The organism is Citromicrobium bathyomarinum (assembly GCF_038594605.1).
Classification (GTDB): domain Bacteria; phylum Pseudomonadota; class Alphaproteobacteria; order Sphingomonadales; family Sphingomonadaceae; genus Alteriqipengyuania; species Alteriqipengyuania bathyomarina_B.
In genome coordinates this window covers 228,577-250,203 of sequence record NZ_JBCFZM010000002.1, presented here as the reverse complement: position 1 = coordinate 250,203, position 21,627 = coordinate 228,577, and the positions used below count along the sequence as shown (strand labels likewise).

Annotated in this window: 24 protein-coding genes; 5 read left to right on the top strand and 19 right to left on the bottom strand. The window is 64.8% G+C overall.

From position 1 onward, the window contains the following. Positions 1–4: 4 nt before the first annotated feature. The 5 genes from AAG612_RS08195 to AAG612_RS08175 all read right to left on the bottom strand — a co-directional run bounded on the left by AAG612_RS08195 (position 5) and on the right by AAG612_RS08175 (position 6,088). Positions 5–655: a DUF4328 domain-containing protein gene (locus AAG612_RS08195; protein ID WP_342509126.1), complete on the bottom strand. Its 651-nt coding sequence runs from the start codon at positions 653–655 to the stop codon at positions 5–7. 31 nt (positions 656–686) lie between these two features. Next, complete coding sequence (locus tag AAG612_RS08190) at positions 687–1,859, bottom strand: hypothetical protein (protein WP_342509123.1); 1,173 nt, start codon at positions 1,857–1,859, stop codon at positions 687–689. 99 nt (positions 1,860–1,958) lie between these two features. Beyond that, a complete protein-coding gene (locus AAG612_RS08185) occupies positions 1,959–2,888 on the bottom strand; it encodes an SDR family NAD(P)-dependent oxidoreductase (RefSeq protein WP_342509121.1) in 930 nt (309 codons plus the stop codon). A gap of 226 nt (positions 2,889–3,114) precedes the next feature. Then, positions 3,115–5,274 carry a prolyl oligopeptidase family serine peptidase gene (locus tag AAG612_RS08180; RefSeq protein ID WP_342509120.1) on the bottom strand — a complete coding sequence of 720 codons (2,160 nt, stop codon included), beginning with the start codon at positions 5,272–5,274 and terminating at the stop codon, positions 3,115–3,117. 124 nt (positions 5,275–5,398) lie between these two features. Beyond that, positions 5,399–6,088 (bottom strand): HAD-IA family hydrolase, encoded by a 690-nt coding sequence (locus tag AAG612_RS08175; protein ID WP_342509116.1) that lies wholly within the window; start codon positions 6,086–6,088, stop codon positions 5,399–5,401. Positions 6,089–6,148: 60 nt separating this feature from the next. On the opposite strand from AAG612_RS08175, the gene glmU reads away from it, so the two are divergent. The 3 genes from glmU to AAG612_RS08160 are packed head-to-tail and all read left to right on the top strand — an operon-like array spanning position 6,149 to position 8,389. Then, positions 6,149–7,504, top strand: coding sequence for a bifunctional UDP-N-acetylglucosamine diphosphorylase/glucosamine-1-phosphate N-acetyltransferase GlmU (gene glmU, locus AAG612_RS08170; RefSeq protein ID WP_342509114.1), 1,356 nt, complete (start codon positions 6,149–6,151; stop codon positions 7,502–7,504). Next, on the top strand, positions 7,504–8,118 hold the full coding sequence (locus AAG612_RS08165; RefSeq protein WP_342510326.1) for a hypothetical protein: 615 nt from the start codon (positions 7,504–7,506) through the stop codon (positions 8,116–8,118). Before glmU ends, AAG612_RS08165 begins: the two co-directional genes overlap by 1 nt. 16 nt (positions 8,119–8,134) lie before the next feature. After that, entirely contained in the window at positions 8,135–8,389 is a 255-nt protein-coding gene (locus AAG612_RS08160; RefSeq protein ID WP_342510325.1) for an HNH endonuclease, read from the top strand. Positions 8,390–8,392: 3 nt separating this feature from the next. Here the strand turns inward: AAG612_RS08160 and AAG612_RS08155 are convergent, their stop codons facing one another. From AAG612_RS08155 to AAG612_RS08100, 12 genes are all read right to left on the bottom strand, one after another. Continuing rightward, entirely contained in the window at positions 8,393–8,752 is a 360-nt protein-coding gene (locus AAG612_RS08155) for a VanZ family protein (protein WP_342509112.1), read from the bottom strand. Positions 8,753–8,781: 29 nt separating this feature from the next. Beyond that, the gene (locus AAG612_RS08150; protein ID WP_342509110.1) at positions 8,782–9,039 is read right to left on the bottom strand and encodes an ATP synthase F1 subunit epsilon; all 258 of its coding nucleotides are present in this window, start codon (positions 9,037–9,039) and stop codon (positions 8,782–8,784) included. 58 nt (positions 9,040–9,097) lie between these two features. Continuing rightward, positions 9,098–9,595 (bottom strand): hypothetical protein, encoded by a 498-nt coding sequence (locus AAG612_RS08145; protein WP_342509108.1) that lies wholly within the window; start codon positions 9,593–9,595, stop codon positions 9,098–9,100. After that, positions 9,592–10,077 carry a hypothetical protein gene (locus tag AAG612_RS08140; RefSeq protein WP_342509107.1) on the bottom strand — a complete coding sequence of 162 codons (486 nt, stop codon included), beginning with the start codon at positions 10,075–10,077 and terminating at the stop codon, positions 9,592–9,594. Before AAG612_RS08140 ends, AAG612_RS08145 begins: the two co-directional genes overlap by 4 nt. A 6-nt stretch (positions 10,078–10,083) precedes the next feature. After that, positions 10,084–11,553, bottom strand: coding sequence for a F0F1 ATP synthase subunit beta (gene atpD / locus AAG612_RS08135; protein ID WP_342509105.1), 1,470 nt, complete (start codon positions 11,551–11,553; stop codon positions 10,084–10,086). A gap of 23 nt (positions 11,554–11,576) precedes the next feature. Beyond that, on the bottom strand, positions 11,577–11,954 hold the full coding sequence (locus tag AAG612_RS08130) for a hypothetical protein (RefSeq protein WP_342509104.1): 378 nt from the start codon (positions 11,952–11,954) through the stop codon (positions 11,577–11,579). Next, the gene (locus AAG612_RS08125) at positions 11,954–12,838 is read right to left on the bottom strand and encodes a F0F1 ATP synthase subunit gamma (protein WP_342509102.1); all 885 of its coding nucleotides are present in this window, start codon (positions 12,836–12,838) and stop codon (positions 11,954–11,956) included. Before AAG612_RS08125 ends, AAG612_RS08130 begins: the two co-directional genes overlap by 1 nt. Positions 12,839–12,844: 6 nt before the next feature. Further along, the gene (locus AAG612_RS08120) at positions 12,845–13,138 is read right to left on the bottom strand and encodes a putative quinol monooxygenase (RefSeq protein WP_342509100.1); all 294 of its coding nucleotides are present in this window, start codon (positions 13,136–13,138) and stop codon (positions 12,845–12,847) included. 7 nt (positions 13,139–13,145) lie between these two features. Continuing rightward, positions 13,146–14,675: a F0F1 ATP synthase subunit alpha gene (gene atpA, locus AAG612_RS08115; RefSeq protein WP_342509098.1), complete on the bottom strand. Its 1,530-nt coding sequence runs from the start codon at positions 14,673–14,675 to the stop codon at positions 13,146–13,148. 43 nt (positions 14,676–14,718) lie between these two features. Beyond that, entirely contained in the window at positions 14,719–15,273 is a 555-nt protein-coding gene (locus tag AAG612_RS08110) for a F0F1 ATP synthase subunit delta (RefSeq protein WP_342509096.1), read from the bottom strand. Positions 15,274–15,435: 162 nt separating this feature from the next. Further along, positions 15,436–16,002, bottom strand: coding sequence for a hypothetical protein (locus AAG612_RS08105; protein ID WP_342509093.1), 567 nt, complete (start codon positions 16,000–16,002; stop codon positions 15,436–15,438). 15 nt (positions 16,003–16,017) lie between these two features. After that, on the bottom strand, positions 16,018–17,673 hold the full coding sequence (locus AAG612_RS08100; RefSeq protein WP_342509091.1) for a S1 family peptidase: 1,656 nt from the start codon (positions 17,671–17,673) through the stop codon (positions 16,018–16,020). Between the two features lie 81 nt (positions 17,674–17,754). Between AAG612_RS08100 and ada the strand changes: the two genes are divergently transcribed. Further along, positions 17,755–18,801, top strand: coding sequence for a bifunctional DNA-binding transcriptional regulator/O6-methylguanine-DNA methyltransferase Ada (ada, locus tag AAG612_RS08095; RefSeq protein ID WP_342509089.1), 1,047 nt, complete (start codon positions 17,755–17,757; stop codon positions 18,799–18,801). 62 nt (positions 18,802–18,863) lie between these two features. Beyond that, on the top strand, positions 18,864–19,460 hold the full coding sequence (locus AAG612_RS08090; protein ID WP_342509087.1) for a DUF305 domain-containing protein: 597 nt from the start codon (positions 18,864–18,866) through the stop codon (positions 19,458–19,460). A 3-nt stretch (positions 19,461–19,463) separates the two neighbouring features. Here the strand turns inward: AAG612_RS08090 and AAG612_RS08085 are convergent, their stop codons facing one another. Both AAG612_RS08085 and AAG612_RS08080 read right to left on the bottom strand, forming a co-directional pair. Further along, positions 19,464–20,069 (bottom strand): TetR/AcrR family transcriptional regulator, encoded by a 606-nt coding sequence (locus tag AAG612_RS08085; protein WP_342509086.1) that lies wholly within the window; start codon positions 20,067–20,069, stop codon positions 19,464–19,466. Positions 20,070–20,139: 70 nt separating this feature from the next. Next, positions 20,140–21,519 (bottom strand): NAD-dependent succinate-semialdehyde dehydrogenase, encoded by a 1,380-nt coding sequence (locus tag AAG612_RS08080; RefSeq protein WP_342509084.1) that lies wholly within the window; start codon positions 21,517–21,519, stop codon positions 20,140–20,142. Positions 21,520–21,627 lie beyond the last annotated feature (108 nt).

The window sequence follows — 21,627 nt, the reverse complement described above, 5'->3', positions numbered from 1 at the left end:
CCGGCTAGTCGAATACCGCCGCCACCGGAATTGCGTGCTGCGCCTTCGTCACCCGGCGAATAATCAGCATCAGACAGATCGCCGACGCGATCGTGAACATGCCAGCGGCAATGTCGAATGGCGTGTATTCCTCGTCCCAGCCGACGCTGACGAAACCCGATAGCAGCCATGGAATCCACCACGCCCAAAGAAGCGGCGGCGCATCGGTATCGTCCTCCTGCAGGCTCATCCGATAAAGCTCGTGCATCGCCTGAAACGGCTTGAACAGGTTGGCGATGGGCACCGCATACCAGCCGATTGCCCATCCGGGCGAAACCTCCATGTCCTCGTCGGACCGGACCCACATGTTGCGGTGCGCCTGATATATCCAGAAGCTGTTGAGGATGAAGGAGACAAACAGCACCATGGCGGCGCTCAGGAAAAGCTGATCGACCAGAAAGCCGTCGCCGACCGGCCAGGCCCAGAAGTCGGACCAGCCATAGATATACGCGCTCTCCGCCACCACGTCGGCGGCGGTCGCAACCACGACCAGCGCGGTTATGACGTAGGAGATCGCGGCGCGCCGTCGCAGGATCTTCGGCCCCGAATTGTCCTCGTCCATCCCGCAACGCCCCGAAAAACCAATGCCCCGCCGCCGGTGATGGCGACGGGGCATCGATCTTGCAAGCCGCGATGGCGGCCCGTGGTCAGGCGGGCTGCGCGTCCATCAGATCGACATCACGCTCGCTGCTCGGCAGGGCGTCGCGCCAGTCGTAGGGCACGATGCCGAGCACGGCGCTGCGGATCGGTGCCCAGAAGGCCGACAGCGTCAGCAATGCCGAGCCGATCACCAGCGCGGTCAGCGCCACGGTCAGCTCGACCGCGCCGAACTCGTCGAACAGATAGGTCAGCGCGACCAGTACGTAGATCAGCGCGGATACCAGCAGCGCACGCCGATCGACAATCAGCGCAACGATCCCGAAGGCGACGTAGATCGCCAGCACCGCAACCGCCTTGCCAATGCCAATATCCGATCCGCCCACCACGCCGAGACCGTAGAAAATGGGATGCGCGATCATCGGCGCGGCCAGCAGATGCAGCCAGAAGGCGACATCGCTACGCCGCGTGGTGCGCGCCGGGTCCTTGAGGTCCCACCGCATCGCGAATGCGAACACGCCAAGCCCGGCCACGAAAGTCAGCCACAGCGCCACATCGCCCATTTCGAGGTCCAGCGGCTCGATCGCGGCGAGGATCAGGCCGATTCCCGTCGCCGAGAGCGCGGCTGCGCCCGCGGCGACCGTGATCGGCACCTTGAACCGCAGCCAGTGCAGCCATGCCGCCAGTACCGCAATCAGACCGCCGCCGGCGATGAGGTAGCCAGCATAGGGTTCGCTATCCTTGCTGCCGATCAGAGAAATGCCGAGCGCGGTGGTGCCGATGAACACGCCCGCGACGAAGCCCAGCAGCAACACGATGCTGGGCAGCGCCATGCGCCGCCGCCGGGTAAAGAATTCGGCCAGCGGCCACGAGGTGAGCGCGATGAGGCCCCCAGCGATGGCGATCGAAACGGTGACGCGCAGGCCCATCGCCTGCTGGAAGGCATCCATGTCGGCTTGCGTGTAGTCCGAGTCCCAGTTCATTTGGGGCACGGCGACCAGCATCTGCCCCAGCTGCTGGCCGATGGCCCCGGCCGCGAACAGCATGATGACGATGCCGATGGTCACGAAAATGTCGTTGAAGGAGTTGAGGAGCCTGAAGTTCTCCTCGTCCCCGCGCGAGATGCCGCGCACCTCGCTCATGTGCGCGCGAAAGGATGCGGCAGCATCCTCGCTCAGCGCGCCCGCCTCGACGGCGGAATTGATATCGTCTTCTGAATACACTGGCCAAGCCTCCCCTGCCTGTTCGGCAAAGGAAGCTAAGGCCAGTGTATTACGTCGTCAATACGGCTCGACGGGGCGGGTGAGCCGCCCGTCGAGTGCTTAGCCGCGAGCCGAACCCGGCCCGGTGCCGGTGACCTTCTGCATCGCAGTGAGGATCGCGCCCGACTGCTCCTGGCCCGACTGCGGCGCCTTGAGATTGGACTGTTCGCTGATCTTGTCCCAGTTGGCGGCAAAGCCTTCGACCGTGCGCTCGCCCTCAGGCAGCCATACGGCGTCGTTCATCACCACCCATGCCGAGTGGAAGCCGCCTGCGCCCGCGCCGACAATGGCGTTGGTGGGCGATTCTTCGCTGACGAGATAGAGCGCGGCGGGCACCACGTTTTCGGGTGCGAACAGCTCGAAGGCTTCCTTGGGGAACAGGTCTTCGGTCATCCGCGTGCCCGCGACGGGCGCCAGCGTGTTGACCTTGATGTTGTACTTCGCGCCTTCGATCTGGAGCGTCTTGGTCAGCCCTGCGAGGCCCAGCTTGGCCGCGCCATAGTTGGCCTGGCCGAAATTGCCGAACAGGCCGGTCGAGCTGGCGGTCATCAGGATGCGGCCATAGGCCTGTTCGCGCATGGTCTCCCACACGGCCTTGGTGGCGTTGGCCGATCCGTTGAGGTGCACGTCGACGACGAATTCGAAGTCGGCCGGCTCCATCTTGGCGAAGCTCTTGTCGCGCAGGACGCCTGCATTGTTGATCAGGCAGTGAACGCCGCCGAACTTCTGCTTGGCGTCGGCGACCATCTTTTCCATCTGCTCGTATTCGGTCACGGATGCGCCGTTGGCCATCGCCTCGCCGCCGGCCTTTTCGATTTCTTCGACCACTGCGGCTGCCGCGTCGGACGATCCGGTCCCGTCACGCGAGCCGCCGAGATCGTTGACGACGACCTTCGCGCCGCGGCGCCCGAGTTCGAGCGCATAGGCGCGGCCGAGGCCGCCGCCTGCGCCGGTGACGATGGCGACTTTATCTTTGAACGAGATGCTCATGGGGGTCTCTCCGCTTGGCGTTTCTACAGGGAAAATCGCCTGCGGAGTGGCAGGTTCCAGCCATTCTGGCAACACCACGCAGGGTGGGCCGCCATGCCGTAGGGGCAGGCTGGTGCCGCCCGACACTCCCCTCCTCGTGGGGAGGGGCCGGGGGTGGGGGGTCTGCCTTATCGGCGTGGCACACCCCCACCCAACCTCCCCCTCTAGCGGGAGGGCCCGATGCGCTTCAGTCAGCCAGCTGCTGCAGCAGGTAGACCATCTGCATCGCGCGCAGCGTTGCGCGCTGTTCGTTGTCTACCCCGCCCGAGTGGCCGCCCTTCATATCCTCGTAATAGAGGTATTCGTCGCCCTGCGCGGCCATCCGAGCGGCGGCCTTGCGCCCGTGGCTGGGGTGCGTGCGGTCGTCCGCGGTGGAGGTGACGAAGAAGGGCTTGGGATAGTCCTTCTGCTCGAGCAGCTTCTGGTAAGGCGAATAACCCTCGATCCATTCGCGCTGTTCGGGAATGCGCGGGTCGCCATATTCGCCGATCCACGAGGCGCCGCGGCCGATGAACTGGTAGCGCAGCATGTCGAACAGCGGGATCTGCACGATCGCAGCATTGAACAGGTCGGGCGCCTGCGTGAAGGCGGTGCCGACCAGCAGCCCGCCCTGCGAGCCGCCCTGCACGCCGAGGTGCTCGGGGCTGGTGATCCCGCGCGCGACCAGATCGCGGCCCACGGCGATGAAATCGTCCCACGTGCGCTGCTTGTTCTCGCGGATCGCGCTCTGGTGCCAACCGGGGCCGAATTCGCCGCCGCCGCGCATGTTCGCCAGCACGTAGGCATTGCCGCGCTCGAGCCACATCTTGCCCGTGCTGCCGAGGTAGGAGGGCACCTGCGACACCTGGAAGCCGCCATAGCCGTACAGCAGCGTGGGGGTGGTGCCGTCCATCACCATGCCCTTGGGCTTGACGAGGAAGTAGGGAATCTTCGTGCCATCGGCGCTGGTCGCCTCGAACTGCTCGATCTCCATCCCCTCGGCATCGAAGCGGCTGGGGCTTTCCTTGACCACTTCGAGATCGACGCCGTTCTCGGCGTAGTAGTAAGTGCCGGGCGAGAGGAAGTCGGTCGAGGTGAACATGATCTGGTCGCTCTCGTCCGATGCGGTCGCGACGCCGACGGTGGCATTGTCGGGCAGGTCGATCTGGCGGCTGACCCACTGGCCGCCGTCGTGGTCGAACTTGAGAACCTTGCCCTTCACGTTGTCGAGAATGCTGACGTAGAGGCTGTTCTTGTTGGAGCCCGCCCCCTGCTTCGTCTGGCGATAGCCCGGCTTCCACACCAGCGTCTTCTTCGCGCCGTTGGGATCGGCCTTCCATTCTTCCAGATCGGCTGAGACCAGCGAGTCGGCGGGGAAGGTCTGCCCTTGCGTCTCCCAGTCGACGTCGGTCGAGAACAGGATCTGCCCGTCGATGATGCCGTAGGGGCCGGCCTTGGCGGGCAGGTCCAGCTTCACCCACTCGCCGTCCATCTCGTAGAAATATTCGCGCTCGTGGAACGACACGCCACGATAGGCCATCCGCCCGTGGATCGTGCCTTCGCCGTCGCGCAGCAGGTAGGCTCCAGCGGAGACGTCGCTCTTCTCGCCGCGGAAGATTTCCTTCGCATCCTCGATGGGCGTGCCGCGCTTCCACTCGCGCGTGGTGAAAGGGTAGAAGCTGTCGGTGACGGTATCCTCGCCGAAATCGCGGCTGATCAGCAGCGTGTCTTGATCGACCCAGCTCGCGCCGCCTTGGCTTTCGGGCAGTTGGAAGGGGTTTTCGGATTCGGGTACGAAATCGAGCGTTTCGAGGTCGAATTCACGCGCGATCCGTGCGTCCTTGCCGCCATCGGACAGGTAGACCATGCAGCGCATGCCATCGGGCGGCAGGCAGCTCATCCCGCCATAGACCCATTCCTTGCCCTCTTTCGCCGCGAGCGCATCGACATCGAGGATGGTCTCCCATTCCGGGTTGTCGGTCCGCCAGCTTTCCAGCGTGGTGCGGCGCAGGATGCCCTTGGGGTTCTTCGCGTCCTGCCAGAAATTGACCATCCCGTAATGGGTGAAGCCGACGCCGGGAATCCGGTCCTCGGCGTTGTAGATCGCCAGCGCTTCGGCCTTCAGTTCCTCGAACCGGGGGTCGGACTGGAGCGCGGCGATGGTCTTCTCGTTCTCGTTCTCGACCCAGTTCAGCGCACGTTCGCTGCGGGTTTCCTCCAGCCAGATGAAGGGATCGTTCTCGGCTTCGTATTCAGGTTCGACCACGGTGTTGGTGTCCTGCGCGGAAAGAGGAGCGACGACCAGCGGCGCGGCTGCCACCGATACAACGAGTGACGCGACAAGCGCGCGGATGGATGCGGATTTCATGAACGTGGTCTCCCCGGATAAATGCTTCAAACCCCAGTGAATATGCCGGTTGTCTCGCGCGGGCGCGCGACTGACAACGCCATTAGTCGGCTCGTGGCGTCTCTTTGTCGAATGCAGCGCGCGATCATGCAAGCCCCCGAAGCGCCGGGATCAACCCGTCGAAGCGCCCGATAATGGCATCTGCGCCCAGTTCCTGGGCAGGCTTGTCGCAATAGCCGTAGCCTGCCGCGACCACCGGGACGCCCGCCGCGCGCGCGGCCAGCACGTCGTAGGAGCTGTCGCCCACGAACGCGAAGCGCTGCGTGTCGCACCGCTCCATCGCAGCGTGGATCGGATCGGCGGCGGGCTTGGCGCGGAAATTGCCGTCCGCGTCCTTGCCCAGACTGTCCCCGCCGATCAGCGTGACGAAGCGCTCCATCAGGCCCAGCGTCGCAAGGATTTCGGCGGCGAAGCTTTCGAACTTGTTGGTCACCACCGCCAGTTTCACATTCATCGCAGCGAGCCGGTCGAGCGTGTCGACCACGCCGGGGAAGGGCGCGGTGTGAACCGCGTTGTGGTCCGAGTAATAGCGCAGAAGGGTCTTGTAGAGCGGGCGAAAATCCTCCTCCGCCATGCTGCCGCCCTGCGCTTCGATCGCGCGGGCGAGCATCACCTTCGCGCCGCCGCCGATCAGCCCCTCGACCTCTTCTGACGGCACCTGCCGGTATCCGCCTTCGGCAAGCGCATGGTTCACCGCGGCAGCCAGATCGGCCTTGGTATCGAGCAGCGTGCCATCGAGATCGAGGCCGATTGCGGCAAAGGGAAAATCGCTCATGCACGCCTGCGTGGCGAAACCTTCTTCATTCTGCAAGCCGATGGTGGCACAGCCCCGGCTATGAGAGATTTCGCCGCCATCATCCTCGCCGCGGGCAAGGGCTCCCGCATGAAGTCCGACCTGCACAAGGTGCTGCACCCGATTGCGGGGCGCCCGATGCTGCATCATCTGATCGGGTCGGTCGATGCGCTGGGGCCGAAGCGCAAGGTGGTGGTCGTTGGCGCGGGGCGCGAACAGCTGGAAGCCGCACTGGGCGAGGATGCGCAGACATGTCTGCAAGAGCCGCAGCTGGGCACCGGCCACGCGGTCCAGCAGGCCGAGAGCGAGTTGGGCGATTTCTCGGGCGATGTGCTGGTGCTCTATGGCGATGTGCCCTTCGTGCGCGGCGAAACCATGCAGGCCATGCTCGACCGGCTGCATGCCGAAGACGCGCCCAAGGTGGTGGTGCTGGGCTTCGAACCCGACGACGCGCTCGCCTATGGCCGCGTGATCGCCGATGACGACGGCAAGATCGCCAAGATGGTCGAATTCAAGGATGCCAGCGAAGACGAACGCGGCTGCACCTTGTGCAATTCGGGCCTGATGGCCGCGCGCGCCGCCGACATGTTCGATCTGCTGCGCCGCGTCGGCAACGAGAATGCGCAGGGCGAATATTACCTGCCCGACATCGTCAATATCGCGATTGCCGATGGCGATACCTGCGCCGCCGTGACGGCGGACGATCCGGGAGAAGTGGCGGGAATCAACAGCCGCGCCGAACTCGCCCGCGCCGAATCGCAGTGGCAGGAACTGAAGCGTGAGGAGGCGATGGCGGGTGGCGCGACGTTGCGCGCGCCCGAGACCGTGTTCTTCAGCTATGACACGCAGATCGGCCGCGATGTTACCATCGACCCCAATGTCGTCTTCGGCCCCGGAGTGACCATCGCCGACGGCGCGCACATCAAGGCGTTCAGTCATCTGGAGGGTGCCACGGTGGGCGAGGGCGCGCAGGTCGGCCCCTATGCACGCCTGCGGCCCGGCGCGGTGCTCGAGAGAGACGCCTTCGTCGGCAATTTCGTCGAGGTCAAAAAGGCGACCTTGGGCGAAGGCGCAAAAGCCAGCCACCTGACCTATCTCGGCGACACCGAAGTCGGCGCGGGCGCGAATATCGGCGCGGGCACGATCACCTGCAATTACGATGGCTATTTCAAATACAGGACCGTGATCGGCGAACGGGCCTTCATCGGATCGAACTCCGCGCTGGTCGCGCCCGTCACCATCGGTGCGGACGCGATCGTCGCGGCGGGCAGCACGGTGACGCGCGATGTCGCGGCGGGCGAATTGCGGATGGAGCGTGCCGAGCAGTCCATGAAGCCGGGCTGGGCGGATCGTTTCCACGATACGATGAAGAAGAAAAAAGCGGCGGAGACCAAGTGATGCGGATGATCCTGGTCGGTTGCGCCAGTCTTGCGCTGGTTGCCTGCGGCGAGGCTGCGGAGACCGCCGGCGAAAGCGCGGAAGAAACCGGCGAGGAGATTTCCGAAGCGCGCGAAACCTATCGAGAGGCTGCCGAGAGCGGACGGGAGGCGGGCGAGATGGCCGAGGCTGCGCGGGCCGGCGTGCAACCGGTCGCCTGCGCATCCGACGAGCAGGAGCTGTTCTCCTGCACCGCAGGAGCCAAACGCATTGCGGTGTGCGGCGTCACCAACGCGCAGGGCCAGAAGACCGCGCAATACCGCTTCGGCAGCGCCGAAAAGGCGGAGATCGTGCTCGACGGAGGGCGCTTCGCCAATACGCCCTATTCGGGTGGCGGCGAATCGCAGATCCAGTTCGCCAATGGCGGCGTGCGGTACATCGTCTACAGCCGCACCATTCGCACCGGGTTCGACGAAGAGGGCAACAAGCCCGAATTCACCGACGGGGTGTGGGTCGTGCGCGGCGACGAGAATCTGGCCGACCGGCAGTGCACGGCGGACGTGGTCTCGGTCGATGTGATGGCGGGCGAAGAGTATGGCGGAGTGAGCAAGGATATCTATTACGGTTTCGAATAGGGAAAAGGGCGGCCCGCTGACTTGCTGGCTGTGCGGCCGGCCGATCGCCACGCGCCTGCAATGGCATCATCCCGTGCCCAAGGCGAAGAAGGGACGGGGGACGGTGCCGGTTCACCCGATTTGCCACCGCACGATCCACGCCAACTTCACCAATGCCCAGCTCGCCCGGATCGGGGACGACCCGGCGCGGCTGCGCGAGAACGAGGTTGTCGCGAAATTCGTGGCGTGGGTGGCGGACAAGCCACCCGATTTCCACGCACCTACCCGCTGATGCTCACGGCTCGCGGGTGATGAAGCGAGCGATCGCAATGCCGATGGCGCCGCCGACCATGTCCGCGGCCAGGTCTGCCAACTCGGCCGAGCGGCCCCAGTCTGTCGCCCACTGAACGATCTCTATCAGTCCGCCGAACCCGGTCAGCGCCGCGAACAAAGCCAGCGCGCTGTGCCGGCGAAAGCCCGCAGCTGTCAGCCCACCCAGCACGAAGAAGGTCACCCCGTGGACAAGCTTGTCGTTGTAACGCGACGGTCCTTCACCGGTCGGCATGATCGCCACCGCAAAGGCGAGACACACCGCTGCGACCAGCGCGATCTGCGCCAGCCGCTCGAGCAGCGGGATCATCGGAATGCGGGGCACGGTGTGGATATGTCCGGCGGCTGGCGCCGTCAGCTCTCGACGTGTTCGGCGAGGATGGTCAGGCCGTTATCGCCCACTTCGGCAAAACCGCCGCGCACTTCGATGCTCTCGGGGCTGGCGTTTGCAGTCTTGTAGATCTGCACCGCGCCATCCTTGATCGTGGACATGAAAGGCGCGTGACCTTCGAGCACGCCGAATTCGCCGTCGGTACCGGGCACGACAACCATGTGCACGTCGTCCGAGCGAACGTGGCGGGCGGGGGTCACCAGTTCGAAATGAAGCGGCATGTCTATTCCTCAAGTGCGTATTGTTGGATGATCAATGGTGCGGTGCGGTCGATAGGGCCTAGGTCGACAAATTGCACGCCAAGATATTGTCCCTCGAAAGCTTGCGTCCGGAACGCCACGGAATGAAACCCCTCCCAGCCCTCCTTGAACGGTATCTCGGCAGTATCGGGAAAAAGTCTTCTGCTATCCGGGATGGATCAACGATGAGGTCGTCGAAGATTGCTCTGGAGCCCTCGCCGGAAAACGCGACCTGACAGAATGACGTGTCGCGAGAATTCGAGATGTAAATCTCTCCATCGTCTACCATACGCTTCACCTGATCGATGGTGCCCGCGCGGGGATGCTCCACCGTGCGGATGAATTCGTAGCCGTCCGCCACGATTTTCGGCTCGGTTTCGAGGCTTCCTTCATAGACCAGCAGTTCCGGGCAAAGCTCGGTCACGGCCCGATCCACCAATTCCCGGACGGTGCTCGCCGATGCCGGCGCGGCTGAAACAAGCGACAGCAGCGGAACCCAGACGACTAGAGCAAATGCCCGGGGTGCAATCTGAATCATGCTCTAACGGCCCTGGCAGCCGCGGCAGCCTGCGATGTGCTGTCGAGCCGCAGCGCGATGATCATCGCGATGGCGCCGCCGAGCCCGTAGCCGATCATGCTGAGAATATCCGGCCAGATCATGCGGTGGATCACCGTCTGCCATGCAGCGATGGGCATGGCGGCAATGGCAATCGCGCTGATGACGAAAACCGGAAGCATGATCGGATTGCGCTTGCCGCGCAGCCACTGGACCATGCAGCCGAAATTCGCGGCTACGAACGGAAAGGCGAAAGCGTAGAGCCAAATCGGTTGCGCGGGCTGGTCGAACACCAGACGACCGGCGATCTGGAACATGTCCTCGAAATCCTGCCAGTTCTCGCGCCGCCAGCGATGAATGTCGAAGGCGGAGATCAGCAGGAAATCGGCAATCGCCAGTTGCAGAAGGCGACGCAGCAGGAGGTCCACCCCAAAAGGGGCCGGTGCCTCCTGCCGATCGGCCATGGCCGCTTACGCGTCCTCGGCGAGCTTCTTCGCCTTTTCGACAGCCTGTTCGATGCCGCCGACCATGTAGAAAGCAGCTTCGGGCAGGTGGTCGTATTCGCCTTCGACGACCGCCTTGAAGCTCTTGACGGTGTCTTCGAGCTGCACGAACTGGCCGGGAATGTTGGTGAACACCTCGGCCACGTGGAACGGCTGCGAGAGGAAGCGCTGGATCTTGCGGGCACGCGCGACGGTCAGCTTATCCTCTTCGGAAAGCTCGTCCATCCCGAGGATGGCGATGATGTCCTGCAGCGACTTGTACTTCTGCAGCGTTTCCTGGACCTGGCGCGCGGTCTCGTAGTGCTCCTGGCCGACGACGCGCGGTTCGAGCACGCGGCTGGTGGAGTCGAGCGGGTCGACCGCCGGGTAGATGCCCAGCTCCGAAATCGCGCGGTTCAGCGTGGTCGTTGCGTCGAGGTGGGCGAACGAGGTGGCAGGCGCAGGGTCGGTAAGGTCATCGGCAGGCACGTAAATGGCCTGGACCGACGTGATCGAGCCCTTGTTGGTCGAGGTAATGCGTTCCTGCAGGTTACCCATGTCGGTCGCCAGCGTCGGCTGGTAACCCACGGCCGAAGGAATACGGCCAAGGAGCGCGGACACTTCCGAACCCGCCTGCGTGAAGCGGAAGATGTTGTCGACGAAGAACAGCACGTCCTGGCCTTCTTCATCGCGGAAATATTCCGCCATGGTCAGGCCCGACAGGGCGACACGGGCCCGCGCACCGGGAGGCTCGTTCATCTGGCCGAAGACGAGAGCAACCTTCGAACCTTCCGAGGTCGCGTTGCCGTCGGCATCCTTGGCGATGACGCCCGCATCGAGGAATTCGTGGTACAGATCGTTACCTTCGCGGGTCCGTTCACCCACGCCCGCGAACACCGACACGCCGCCGTGGCCCTTCGCGATGTTGTTGATCAGTTCCTGGATCAGCACGGTCTTGCCGACGCCCGCGCCGCCGAACAGGCCGATCTTGCCGCCCTTCGCATAAGGCGCGAGCAGGTCGATGACCTTGATGCCGGTGACCAGAATGCTCGATTCGGTCGACTGGTCGACGAATTCGGGAGCTTCGGCGTGGATCGGCGCGGTCTTTTCGGCACCGATGGGGCCGCGTTCGTCGATCGCTTCGCCGATCACGTTCATGATCCGGCCAAGCGTCTTGGGGCCGACGGGAACGCTGATCTGCGCACCGGTGTTGACGACTTCCTGCCCGCGCACGAGCCCGTCGGTACCGTCCATCGCGATCGTACGCACGGTGCTTTCACCGAGGTGCTGCGCGACTTCGAGGACCAGCGTGGAATCGCCGTTCTTCGTTTCCAGCGCGGTCAGGATCGCGGGCAGTTCGCCTTCGAAATGCACGTCGACGACGGCGCCGATCACCTGGGAAATGGTGCCGTTGCCGGTCAGGTTGGGCTTGGTCGGGGTTTTTGCGGCGGTGGCCATCTCTACAAACTTCCTGTGGCTTGTTACTGCGTGGCGCAGTCTTCGGGAATGTCGACGAGAATGTAGCCGTCGCCATCGGCGGCGATCACGGCTTCACGCTCGGTTTCGGGCGTATCGTCTTCGAGAGCATACTGGCACACGAACTCGGTGCCTTCCTCGGTCGCTTCGCACTGCGCCTCGACCGGAGTCACGGCGGGAGTACAGGTGGCGAGGGCGAGCTGCAACTCGGCGAGCGAGGGCACGTTGCCGTCGCTCTGCGCCGCGGGCGGAACCTCGAGGATTTCGGGCTCTTCCGCCGGCACCTGGGACGAGGCGTAATCCGTCTCGCGGTCGGGATCGACCGGCTCGGCGCAGGCCGAGATCGCCAGCACACCGGCAAGGGCGAAGGATACGCGCATCATCACAGCGCTTCCGCGCCCGCGATGATCTCGATCAGTTCGGTCGTGATCGCGGCCTGGCGCTGGCGGTTATACTCGATGTTGAGGTTCTTGATCAGGTCGCCCGCGTTGCGCGTGGCGTTGTCCATCGCGGTCATCGAGGCGCCCTGTTCGGATGCTTCGCGTTCCAGCAAGGCGCCGAACAGCTGCGTGCGGACATAGCGCGGCAGCAGCTCTTCGAGGATTTCCTCCTCGCTCGGCTCGTATTCCACGATCGCACCCGAATCGGGCTTGGCATTGGCGTCTGCCTCGGGCGCGGGGACCGGGATCAGTTGCTGCGCGACCGGGTCCTGCGCCAGCGCGGACTTGAAGATCGGGTAGATCAGATGCGCAACGTCGTACTCGCCGTTCTCGAACATTGCGATCAGCTCGCTCGCGATCGCAGAGGCTTCTTCGAAACCGGGCGTGCGTACGTCCGAGGTGTCGAAATGCTTGGCGATCGAATCGGCATTATTGCGCTTAATAGGGGCACGCCCTTTCTTGCCGACGAGGTAGAACTGCACGTCCTTCCCGTCCTTGCGCAGTTCGGTCGCCTTCTTGAGCGCTTCCTTGACGATGTTCGCGTTGAGGCCGCCGCACAGGCCCTTGTCGGTGTTGACCACCACCAGCAGATGGCGCTGGTTCGCGCCCGTGCCGGCGAGCAGCTTGGGCGCGGTGTCGCTGTCGCCAACCTTGCCCGCCAGGCTCGCCATCACGGCATTGAGGCGCACGGCATAGGGGCGCGCGGCCTCGGCGGCCTCCTGCGCACGGCGCAACTTGGCCGCCGCAACCATCTGCTTCGCCTTGGTGATCTTCTGCGTCGACTTGACCGACTTGATCCGGCCCTTGAGTTCTTTGAGGCTTGCCATTGTCCGTCAGCCTTCCAGCGGCTTCACCTCGACGAGATCGGGTGCAGACCGCAACCAGCTCTCGTACTTGGCGAAGACATCCTTGGTGTAATCCTGAGCGTGGTGGAAATCGAACGCTGTCCGATCCGCCCACTCTTCGTAAATCATGATCGTGCTCGATCCGTCCGCAGCGCGGCGCGGTTCGAACGACACGCACCCGTCTTCGCCACGGGTCGCGGGCACGATGGCGGCCACCGCATCGCAGGCGGCCTCCATATGCTCCGGCTTGACCGGGATCGTGGCAAAAACGGTGTAGCTCATGGCGGGCTTACGCGAACTGCTTGGCAAAGGCGTCGAGCGCCTTGACCGTGCGGTCCTTGATTTCGCCTTCGAACTTCTTGGTTTCGCGAATGTCCTTCAGGACGTCTGCGTGTTCGTGGCGCATGAAGCTGAGCATCTGCGTTTCGTATTCGGTCACCCGGTCCACCGCGACATCGTCGAGATAGCCATCGGTGCCCGCGAAGATCGACACGGTCTGCTCTTCGAACGGCATCGGCGAGAACTGCGGCTGCTTGAGCAGCTCGGTCAGGCGCGCACCGCGGTTGAGCAGCTTCTGCGTCGAAGCGTCGAGGTCCGAACCGAACTGCGCGAAGGCCGCCATTTCGCGGTACTGCGCGAGCTCCAGCTTGATCGAGCCCGAAACCTTCTTCATCGCCTTGGTCTGTGCGGCACCGCCCACGCGGCTGACCGACAGGCCGACGTTAATAGCCGGGCGCACGCCCTGATAGAACAGGTCGGTTTCGAGGAAGATCTGGCCGTCGGTGATCGAGATCACGTTGGTCGGGATGTAGGCCGAGACGTCGCCCGCCTGCGTTTCGATGATCGGCAGCGCGGTCAGCGAACCGCCGCCCATCGCATCGCTCATCTTCGCGGCGCGTTCGAGCAGACGGCTGTGGAGGTAGAACACGTCGCCCGGATAGGCTTCGCGGCCCGGAGGACGACGAAGCAGAAGCGACATCTGGCGGTAGGCGACGGCCTGCTTGGAAAGGTCGTCGTACACGATCACGGCGTGCATGCCGTTGTCGCGGAAGAATTCACCCATCGCAGCGCCGGTGTAAGGCGCGAGGTACTGCAGCGGGGCAGGCTCGGACGCGGTTGCGGCGACCACGATCGAGTATTCCATCGCGCCGTTTTCTTCGAGGCTCTTCACGATCTGCGCGACGGTGGAGCGCTTCTGCCCGACCGCGACGTAGATGCAGTACAGCTTCTCGTTTTCGTCATCGCCCTTGTGCGCGTCGCGCTGGTTGATGAAGGTGTCGATCGCGACGGCGGACTTGCCGGTCTGACGGTCGCCGATGATCAGCTCGCGCTGGCCGCGGCCAACGGGGACCAGCGCGTCGATCGCCTTGAGGCCCGACTGCACCGGCTCGCTGACGCCCTGACGCGGGATGATGCCCGGGGCCTTCTGTTCGACGAGGCGACGCTCGGTCGTGGCGATCGGGCCCTTGCCGTCGATCGGATTGCCCAGCGCATCGACCACGCGGCCCAGCAGGGCCTTGCCGACGGGGACGTCCACGATGGTTTCGGTCCGGCGCACGGTCGTGCCTTCGCGAATGCCGGTGTCCGACCCGAAGATCACGACGCCGACATTGTCGGCTTCGAGGTTCAGGGCCATGCCCTTCACGCCGCCGTCGAATTCGACCATCTCGCCCGCCTGGACCTGGTCGAGGCCGTGGATGCGGGCGATCCCGTCACCCACGCTAAGCACGGTGCCGACTTCGCTTTCCTGTGCGGACGAATCGAAGTTGGCGATCTGGTCCTTGATGACCTTGCTGATTTCAGCGGCGCGAATATCCATTGCCTGAGCCTTTCATCGACAGCCCTCCCGAAGGAGGTCGCTGTCAGCCTTTCATTGCCTGCGTAAGCGCGTTGAGACGGGTGCGGATCGATCCGTCGATCCGGCGGGAGCCGATGGTGACGATGAGGCCACCGAGCATATCGGGGTCGACCGAGCTGGTCAGCTTGACCGTGCGGCCTTCGCGCGCAGTCAGCTTCTTGCGCAGCGTAGCCAGCTGGTCTTCGGAAAGCGGGTGTGCGCTGATCACGTCCGCGCTCACTTCGCCGCGCTGGGCGGCGGCGATGTCGCGGAACGCGCGGATCATGCGCGGCAGTTCCGCCAACCGGCGATTCTCAGCCAGCACGCCGAGAAAGCGGCGAGTCAGCGGGCCGAGGTCGAGCAGCTTGGCGATCTCTTCCAGCGCGTCCGACTTCATGCGGCGATCGAGCTGCGGATTGGTCGTCAGCGAAGCGAGCTCGGACGATTGGTCCAAAGCGGCGGAGAGCTTTTCAAGGTCGCTCTCGACCGGGCTCACCACGCCATCTTCGGCTGCCAGCTCGAACAAAGCGACGGCATAGCGGCCTGCAAGGCTGGTCTGAATACCGGCGGAAATCTCCACGCCTGATGGTCCTCTTCGGGTCCGGGGAATAACGAGTGCGGTGCCTGCCGTTGGGAAGCTGCATCCTGCAAGACACAGGGGCAGCCTCGGCGAAGCTGGCGCGCGACTAGCATCGGGGTTTGCGAAGCGCAAGCCGAGGGAAAGCGATTCGTGCGCCGCGCGTCAGAGCGTTCGCGAGAGCCAGGCGATCGGAATGAACGACATTGCCGCATAACCGACACCCACCTTCCACCACTTGTCGGCGAAGATCATCCATACGACCAGCAGCATCGGCAGCCATTCGCCCCAGCCGCGGAGCATCCCGTAGACGAATCCGTAGCGCGTGAAGAGTGTCGCGAGCCACCCCCCGCCGACCGCCGACACGACAATCAAGACGAGTGACCATTGGTACCGGCGGTTGGCCATATAATATGCGCCAAGATCGAGCCGCTCGTCTCCGGCCCCGTCCCTCGTCAGCTTGTCGGGCAGAGCGACCGCCGCGATCAGCACGATGACGACCATAAGTGCCATGATCGGCAAAAATTCGCCGAGCGTTATGGTCCTTCCATCTCCCCGATTCGCCATCATCCACCAGAACACCAGCACGATCATGAGCGCGAAGAAGGCGAAAATCGGCTGCGCCCAGTGCCAGCGGACATTGGGCGCGCGGACCAGACGGTGGAGATTCTCCAGTTCGAAGGTGATGGCAACGCCCAGCACGATCGAGATGAGAACGAGTGCCTGGTTCATCCCGGTCGTATGCCCTCAATCCGCCGGCTGGCAGGAATAGACGAGGCGCTCGTTGGGTTGCGAAGGCAGGGCTCCGAGCACTGCTTCCTGCTGCCGTCCCAGCTTCGCCGCGCCGTCGGGCGCTTCGCAGGACGGCGCGGAATAGCTGCCGCGCGCCTCGCGTGCCGCAGCGATGCCTTCTCGCGACAGCAGATAGCGGTCGGCACGGTAGGTGCGCGTCTGCGGGTCGTAGCGGGCGACGCTGACGATATCTTCTTCATTGGGTACGAACACCCGCGCCCATTGCCCGCCCGCAAAGCCATATTGCGTGCGCCCGTTCACGCATCCGCCCGGCGACCAGCGCAGATCGACGCTGGCGGTCGGCTGGCCGGTCACCCGACTGCGCGACGGCTCGAGCGTGCAGACGAATCGCCCGGCGGCAGCAGCCGAGACATCGTTCGCCACCTGCTCGCTGCCCGTGTCCTCGCCCAGCGCGGCGGCCACGCGTCGGTCGATTTCTTCGAGCCCGGGGCGCGTAAGATAAAGCGCCGCTGCCGTCACCAACAGCACCGCCGCCAGTGCGTAGCATGCGAAGGGCACCCAGCCGGGCAGGCTTTTACGCACATCGTCGTCCCACTCGGGGTCTTCCTCGATCGCGGCTTCCGGCACGCTCTCGCCCGTCGCCAGCTCCTTCTCGCGCCGCTGGGCGAGCGCGTATCCGAGCACGGCTAGCCCGATCGCGGAGAGCAGCGCGAGCAGCGCCAGGGCAATCCTGTTTTCCCGCTCTTCCTGGACCGCGAGTGCGGCTTCGAGCTGCAGCCGGTCGCGCCGCGCCTCGGTGGCTGCGGATCGCGCCTGCATCTGCTGGCGCGCGTTCTCCGCCGCCTGCGCGCGCCGCTCCCGCTCCGCCTCGTCGAGTTCGGCGAGGCTGCGGCAGGGCATGTCGTTGAGGCGCGGCGTGACGTTGTTGGCGCGCAGGAACGGCACCAGCTCGCGGTTCGACACCGCGAAGTAGAACTCGGCATCGGTCCCGTCGCTCTCCGCGCCGAAGGAATTGACGCCCAGCACACGCCCGCAATTGTCGAGCAGCGGGCCACCCGAATTGCCGCGCGCGATGGGGGCGGTGTGCAGGATCGTGTCGAACTGGCGGCTGGGCCGTTCTCCCGAGATGAACCCGCGGCTCTTCACCGGCGGCTGCGAGCGCACGATGTCCTCGATCGAGAGGCCCTGCGCGCGGTCGACATTCATCGGATAGCCGACCGACGTCACCTCGCTGCCGCTGCCCCCGGGGCGGCTGGCGGCCAGGGTAAGCGGCGGCATGCGCAGGCTGCCCTGGATGGAAAGCAGCGCGAGATCGGTGCCTGGATCGATCGCCACGATTCGCGCGAAGGCGGGCGGATCGCCATCCGGCGGGACGATGCCGATCACCCGGCTTTCGCCGAAGGGGCCTGCCGACATGGCTTCGCGCACGACATGCGCATTGGTGACGATCCGTTGCGGGCCGACCGCGAAGCCGGTGCCGTGGCTGACGGGGTAGAGCTCTTCCTCGCCGCCCTCGGCGGTCCGGTCGAAGATCACGATCCTGACGACTCCGCGCGCCGCCGCGTCGATATCGGCGGGCTCGGCTTGGGCGGGTGCCGTGAAGCCGAAAGGTGCCAGAAGAAGTGCGAGGAGGATCAGGATTCGCGTCATTGGCCGCCCTTTTGGCGCTGCCGGGGTTTGGCCGCAAGCTTCGGGATGCGGGCCGTCTCGAATGAGTCTACATCTTCTTGCATGACGAATGGTGAAACAGCCTTTGCAACCGACGAAACCCGCTGGGCAGCGGTGATGCGGCGCGACCGCGCGTTCGACGGGCGCTTCGTTACCGGGGTGCTGAGTACCGGCATCTATTGCCGTCCGAGCTGCGCGGCGCGCCATCCCGCGCGCCGGAACGTGCGCTTCTTTGCCGATGGCGCACAGGCGCAGGCGGCGGGCCTCAGGCCGTGCAAGCGCTGCCTGCCCGACGATGTGGCGCGCGACGAGGCTGCGGTGCATGCGGCAATCGATGCGATTCGCGCCGGGGACAGTCCGACGCTGGAGGAGCTCGGCGCGATCACCGGCTATTCGCCCACGCATTTCAGCCGGGTGTTCAAGCGGGCGATCGGCCTGTCGCCCGCCGCCTTCGCGCGGGCCCTGAAGGAAGAACGCGCTCGCGAAGCGCTGTCGGGGGTGAAACACGTGACCGATGCGATCTACGATGCGGGCTACGCGGCGCCGAGCCGCTTCTACGCCGCGATGGAAGGAAAGATGGGCATGAGCGCGAGCGCATGGAAGAACGGCGGGCGCGGCACGACGATACGCTGGGCGGTGGTCGACACCACGCTGGGCGCGATGCTGGTCGCGGCGACCGACAAGGGCGTGTGCCGCCTGTCGTTCGAGGAGGGCGAGGATGCGTTGCGCGCGCGCTTTCCCGAAGCCGAACTGGTGGAAGGGGGTGCCGAATTCTCCGGCCTGCTGAGGCGGGCGATCGAAGCGGTGGAGCATCCGGGGGCGGGCGCGGACATTCCGCTCGACGTCCAGGGCACTGCCTTCCAGGAAGCGTGCTGGCAGGCACTGCGCGAAATTCCGCCGGGCGAGACGCGCAGCTACAGCGAGATCGCGGCAGCGGCGGGCAACCCGAAGGCCGTGCGCGCGGCGGGCAGCGCGAACGGCGCGAACAATGTCGCCGTGCTGGTCCCCTGCCACCGCGTCGTGCGCAGCGACGGCAGCCTTGGCGGCTATGCCTACGGGCCGGAGATCAAGGCCGAACTTCTGCGGCGGGAGAAGGATAGCACGGGTTAATCCCGGAACACGGCTGCGCGCTGGCCTGTTGGTGTTGCAGGAGACACAACAGGGGCAGTTCCATGACCGATACGACCGATACGCATTCCGGCACCGGTTCCAGCACGGGCGGGCAGTCGCGCTGGCCCACCTTCGCGGCGATGATTGCGACCTCGATCGTCACGATGTTCGTGCTCAAATATTCCAACGTCTACGATACGGGGCACATCTGGTTCAGCCAGACGCGCATGTGGATGGCCCTGATGATGGGCATGGCGATGATCGTCATCATGCTCGGCTTCATGTGGGGGATGTACAAGACGTTCCTGACCAAGATGCTGGTCATGGCGGGGGCAGTCATCGGCTTCGTGCTGTTCCTGTTCCTCGCGCGCAGCCAGGCGGCCGTGAACGACCAGGCTTACATGAAGGCGATGATCCCGCATCATTCCATCGCCGTGCTGACCAGCCGCCGCGCGCAGATCAGCGATCCGCGCGTGCGCGAACTGGCCGACTCCATCATCGAGGCGCAAGTCAAGGAAATCGCGCAGATGGAGCTGCTGCTGGAGGATATCGAGGAGAACGGCGAACAGGGCACGGGCGAGCCGCTGCCGCCGCGCAGTGCCGAACTGACCGACGAACTGTTGCGCAAGGCGCGGAGCGACGCCGGGCTGGCGGAGTGACCCTCAGCGCCTGAAGATTGCGCGCGCGGCAAGATCGAAACAGGCCGCCAGATCCTTCTTGGGCGGGATATCATTGCCGAACAGCAGCGGCGAATAGAGCGGCGAGTAGAGCAGGGCGAGCGCGGCGCGCGGCTCGACGCCCTGCTGCAATTGCCCCGCTTCGGCGGCGCGCGCCATCCGCATCCGGGCCCAGTCGCGGCGCGGATCGAGCCAGCGCTTGCGCACCGCCGCCGACACCATCGGGCTTTCGCGCCCGCCCATCAGCAGCGCGGCGAAGGCGCGGCCCGTGGGCCCCCGCAGCTGGTCGGCCATGCCGGTAATCTGCGCGCGGAAATCCTCTTGCGCCGAGGCGCTGTCATGCAGATCGAGCGCTTCGTCGATGGCGGCGAAGAAGGCGTCGACCGCCAGATCGGCGCGGCCCTGCCACCAGCGGTAGATCGTGCTCTTGCCCGTCCCCGCCTCGCGCGCGACGCCCTCTATCGAGAGTTTCTCGTATCCGTCGCGCACCAGCAGTTTGAGCGCGGCGATCAGGATCGCCTCGCGCGAGTACTCGCTGCGCGGGCGGCCCTTGGGTTTCGAGGTTTCGGCGGGTGGATTCATATCGGCCATGCGAAACGCTACCGTCTCGCATGGCCGATCACAAGTTCGGGCGAAGTTCCCGAATCAGGTTGGCCGACGCTTACTCCGCGCCGACGAAGATCGCCTTGGCGTTCGCGAATTCCTTTACGCCGAAGCCGCCATGCTCGCGCCCGTAGCCCGAGTTCTTGACGCCGCCGAAGGGCATCGACGGATCAGCCAGCCCGAAGGTGTTGATGAACACCATGCCGGTGTCGAAGTGCTTCGAGGCAAGCTCGATCGCCCGGTCGACATTCTTCGACATGATCCCGCCGCCGAGGCCATAGCGGCTGTCGTTGGCGATGCGCATCGCGTCTTCGTCGTCCTTGGCCTTGATGACCGAGGCTACGGGTCCGAACAGCTCGTCGTCATAGGCGGGCTGGCCGGGGGCCACATCGGTCAGCACGGTGGCCGGATAAAACGCGCCGGGGCCATCGGGGATTGTGCCGCCACAGGCGATCTTGGCCCCGTTCTCGACCGATTTGTCGACCTGTTGCTGCAGCGTCTTGCGCAGGTCGTCGCGCGCCATCGGGCCCATGTCGGTATCCTCGGCCGTGGGATCGCCGGTCTTGATGGCGGCAAACTTGGAGACGTATTTCTCGACGAATTCGTCATAGACCTTCTCGGTCACGATGAAGCGCTTGCCCGCGATGCAGGTCTGGCCGTTATTATAGAGCCGCGCGGTGGCGCAGATGCCGACCGCCTTGTCGATGTCGGCATCCTCCAGCACCATGTATGCATCGTTCGATCCCAGCTCGAGCACGGTTTTCTTGAGCGCCTTGCCCGCTTCCTCGGCAATGTGCCGGCCCGCGTCGTCCGACCCGGTGAGCGTGACGCCGCGCACCTTGTCGTGGGCGATGATCTCGTCCGAGGTGTCGTGGTCGATCACCAGCACTGTGAACAGGCCATCGGGAAGGCCGCCCTGCTGGAAGATTTCCGCGATCTTGAGCCCGCTGCCGGTGCAGTTGGCCGCGTGCTTCAGCAGCACGCCATTGCCCGTCATCAGGTTGGCGATGGCGTAGCGGATCACCTGATAGGCGGGGAAGTTCCACGGCTGGATGCCGTAGATCACGCCGATGGGGGAATAGGTGACGATGCCGCGCCCGGCATTGTTCGGGTCGCGTTTCTCGTCGGCCAGTTCCTCGGGGCCATTGGCGGCGGTGTAGTCGCAGATCGCGGCGCATAGCTCGACTTCGTCGCGGCTGTCCTTCAGCAGCTTGCCGACCTCGGCGGTCATCAGCTGGGCGAGCTCTTCCTTGTTGTCGCGCAGCGCCTTGCCGAGCCCGTTGATGACCGAGGCACGGTCTTCGAGGCTGCGGAGCTTCCACTGCGAGAACGCATCGTGGCAGGCGTCGACCTTGGCGAAGGCCTCGCCCTGCGAGAGTTGCGCATAGGTTTCCAGCTGATCGCCGGTGGCCGGGTTGATGGTGGTGACATTGCTCATGAAGTCTCTTTCCGTTTCGGGGGTTTGCCCTTTCAAGCGGCGAGAAGGCCATGCCGTTCCGGACCGGCGAAGTCGGGCGGCTATATTGCATTTGCGAAGCAATCGCAT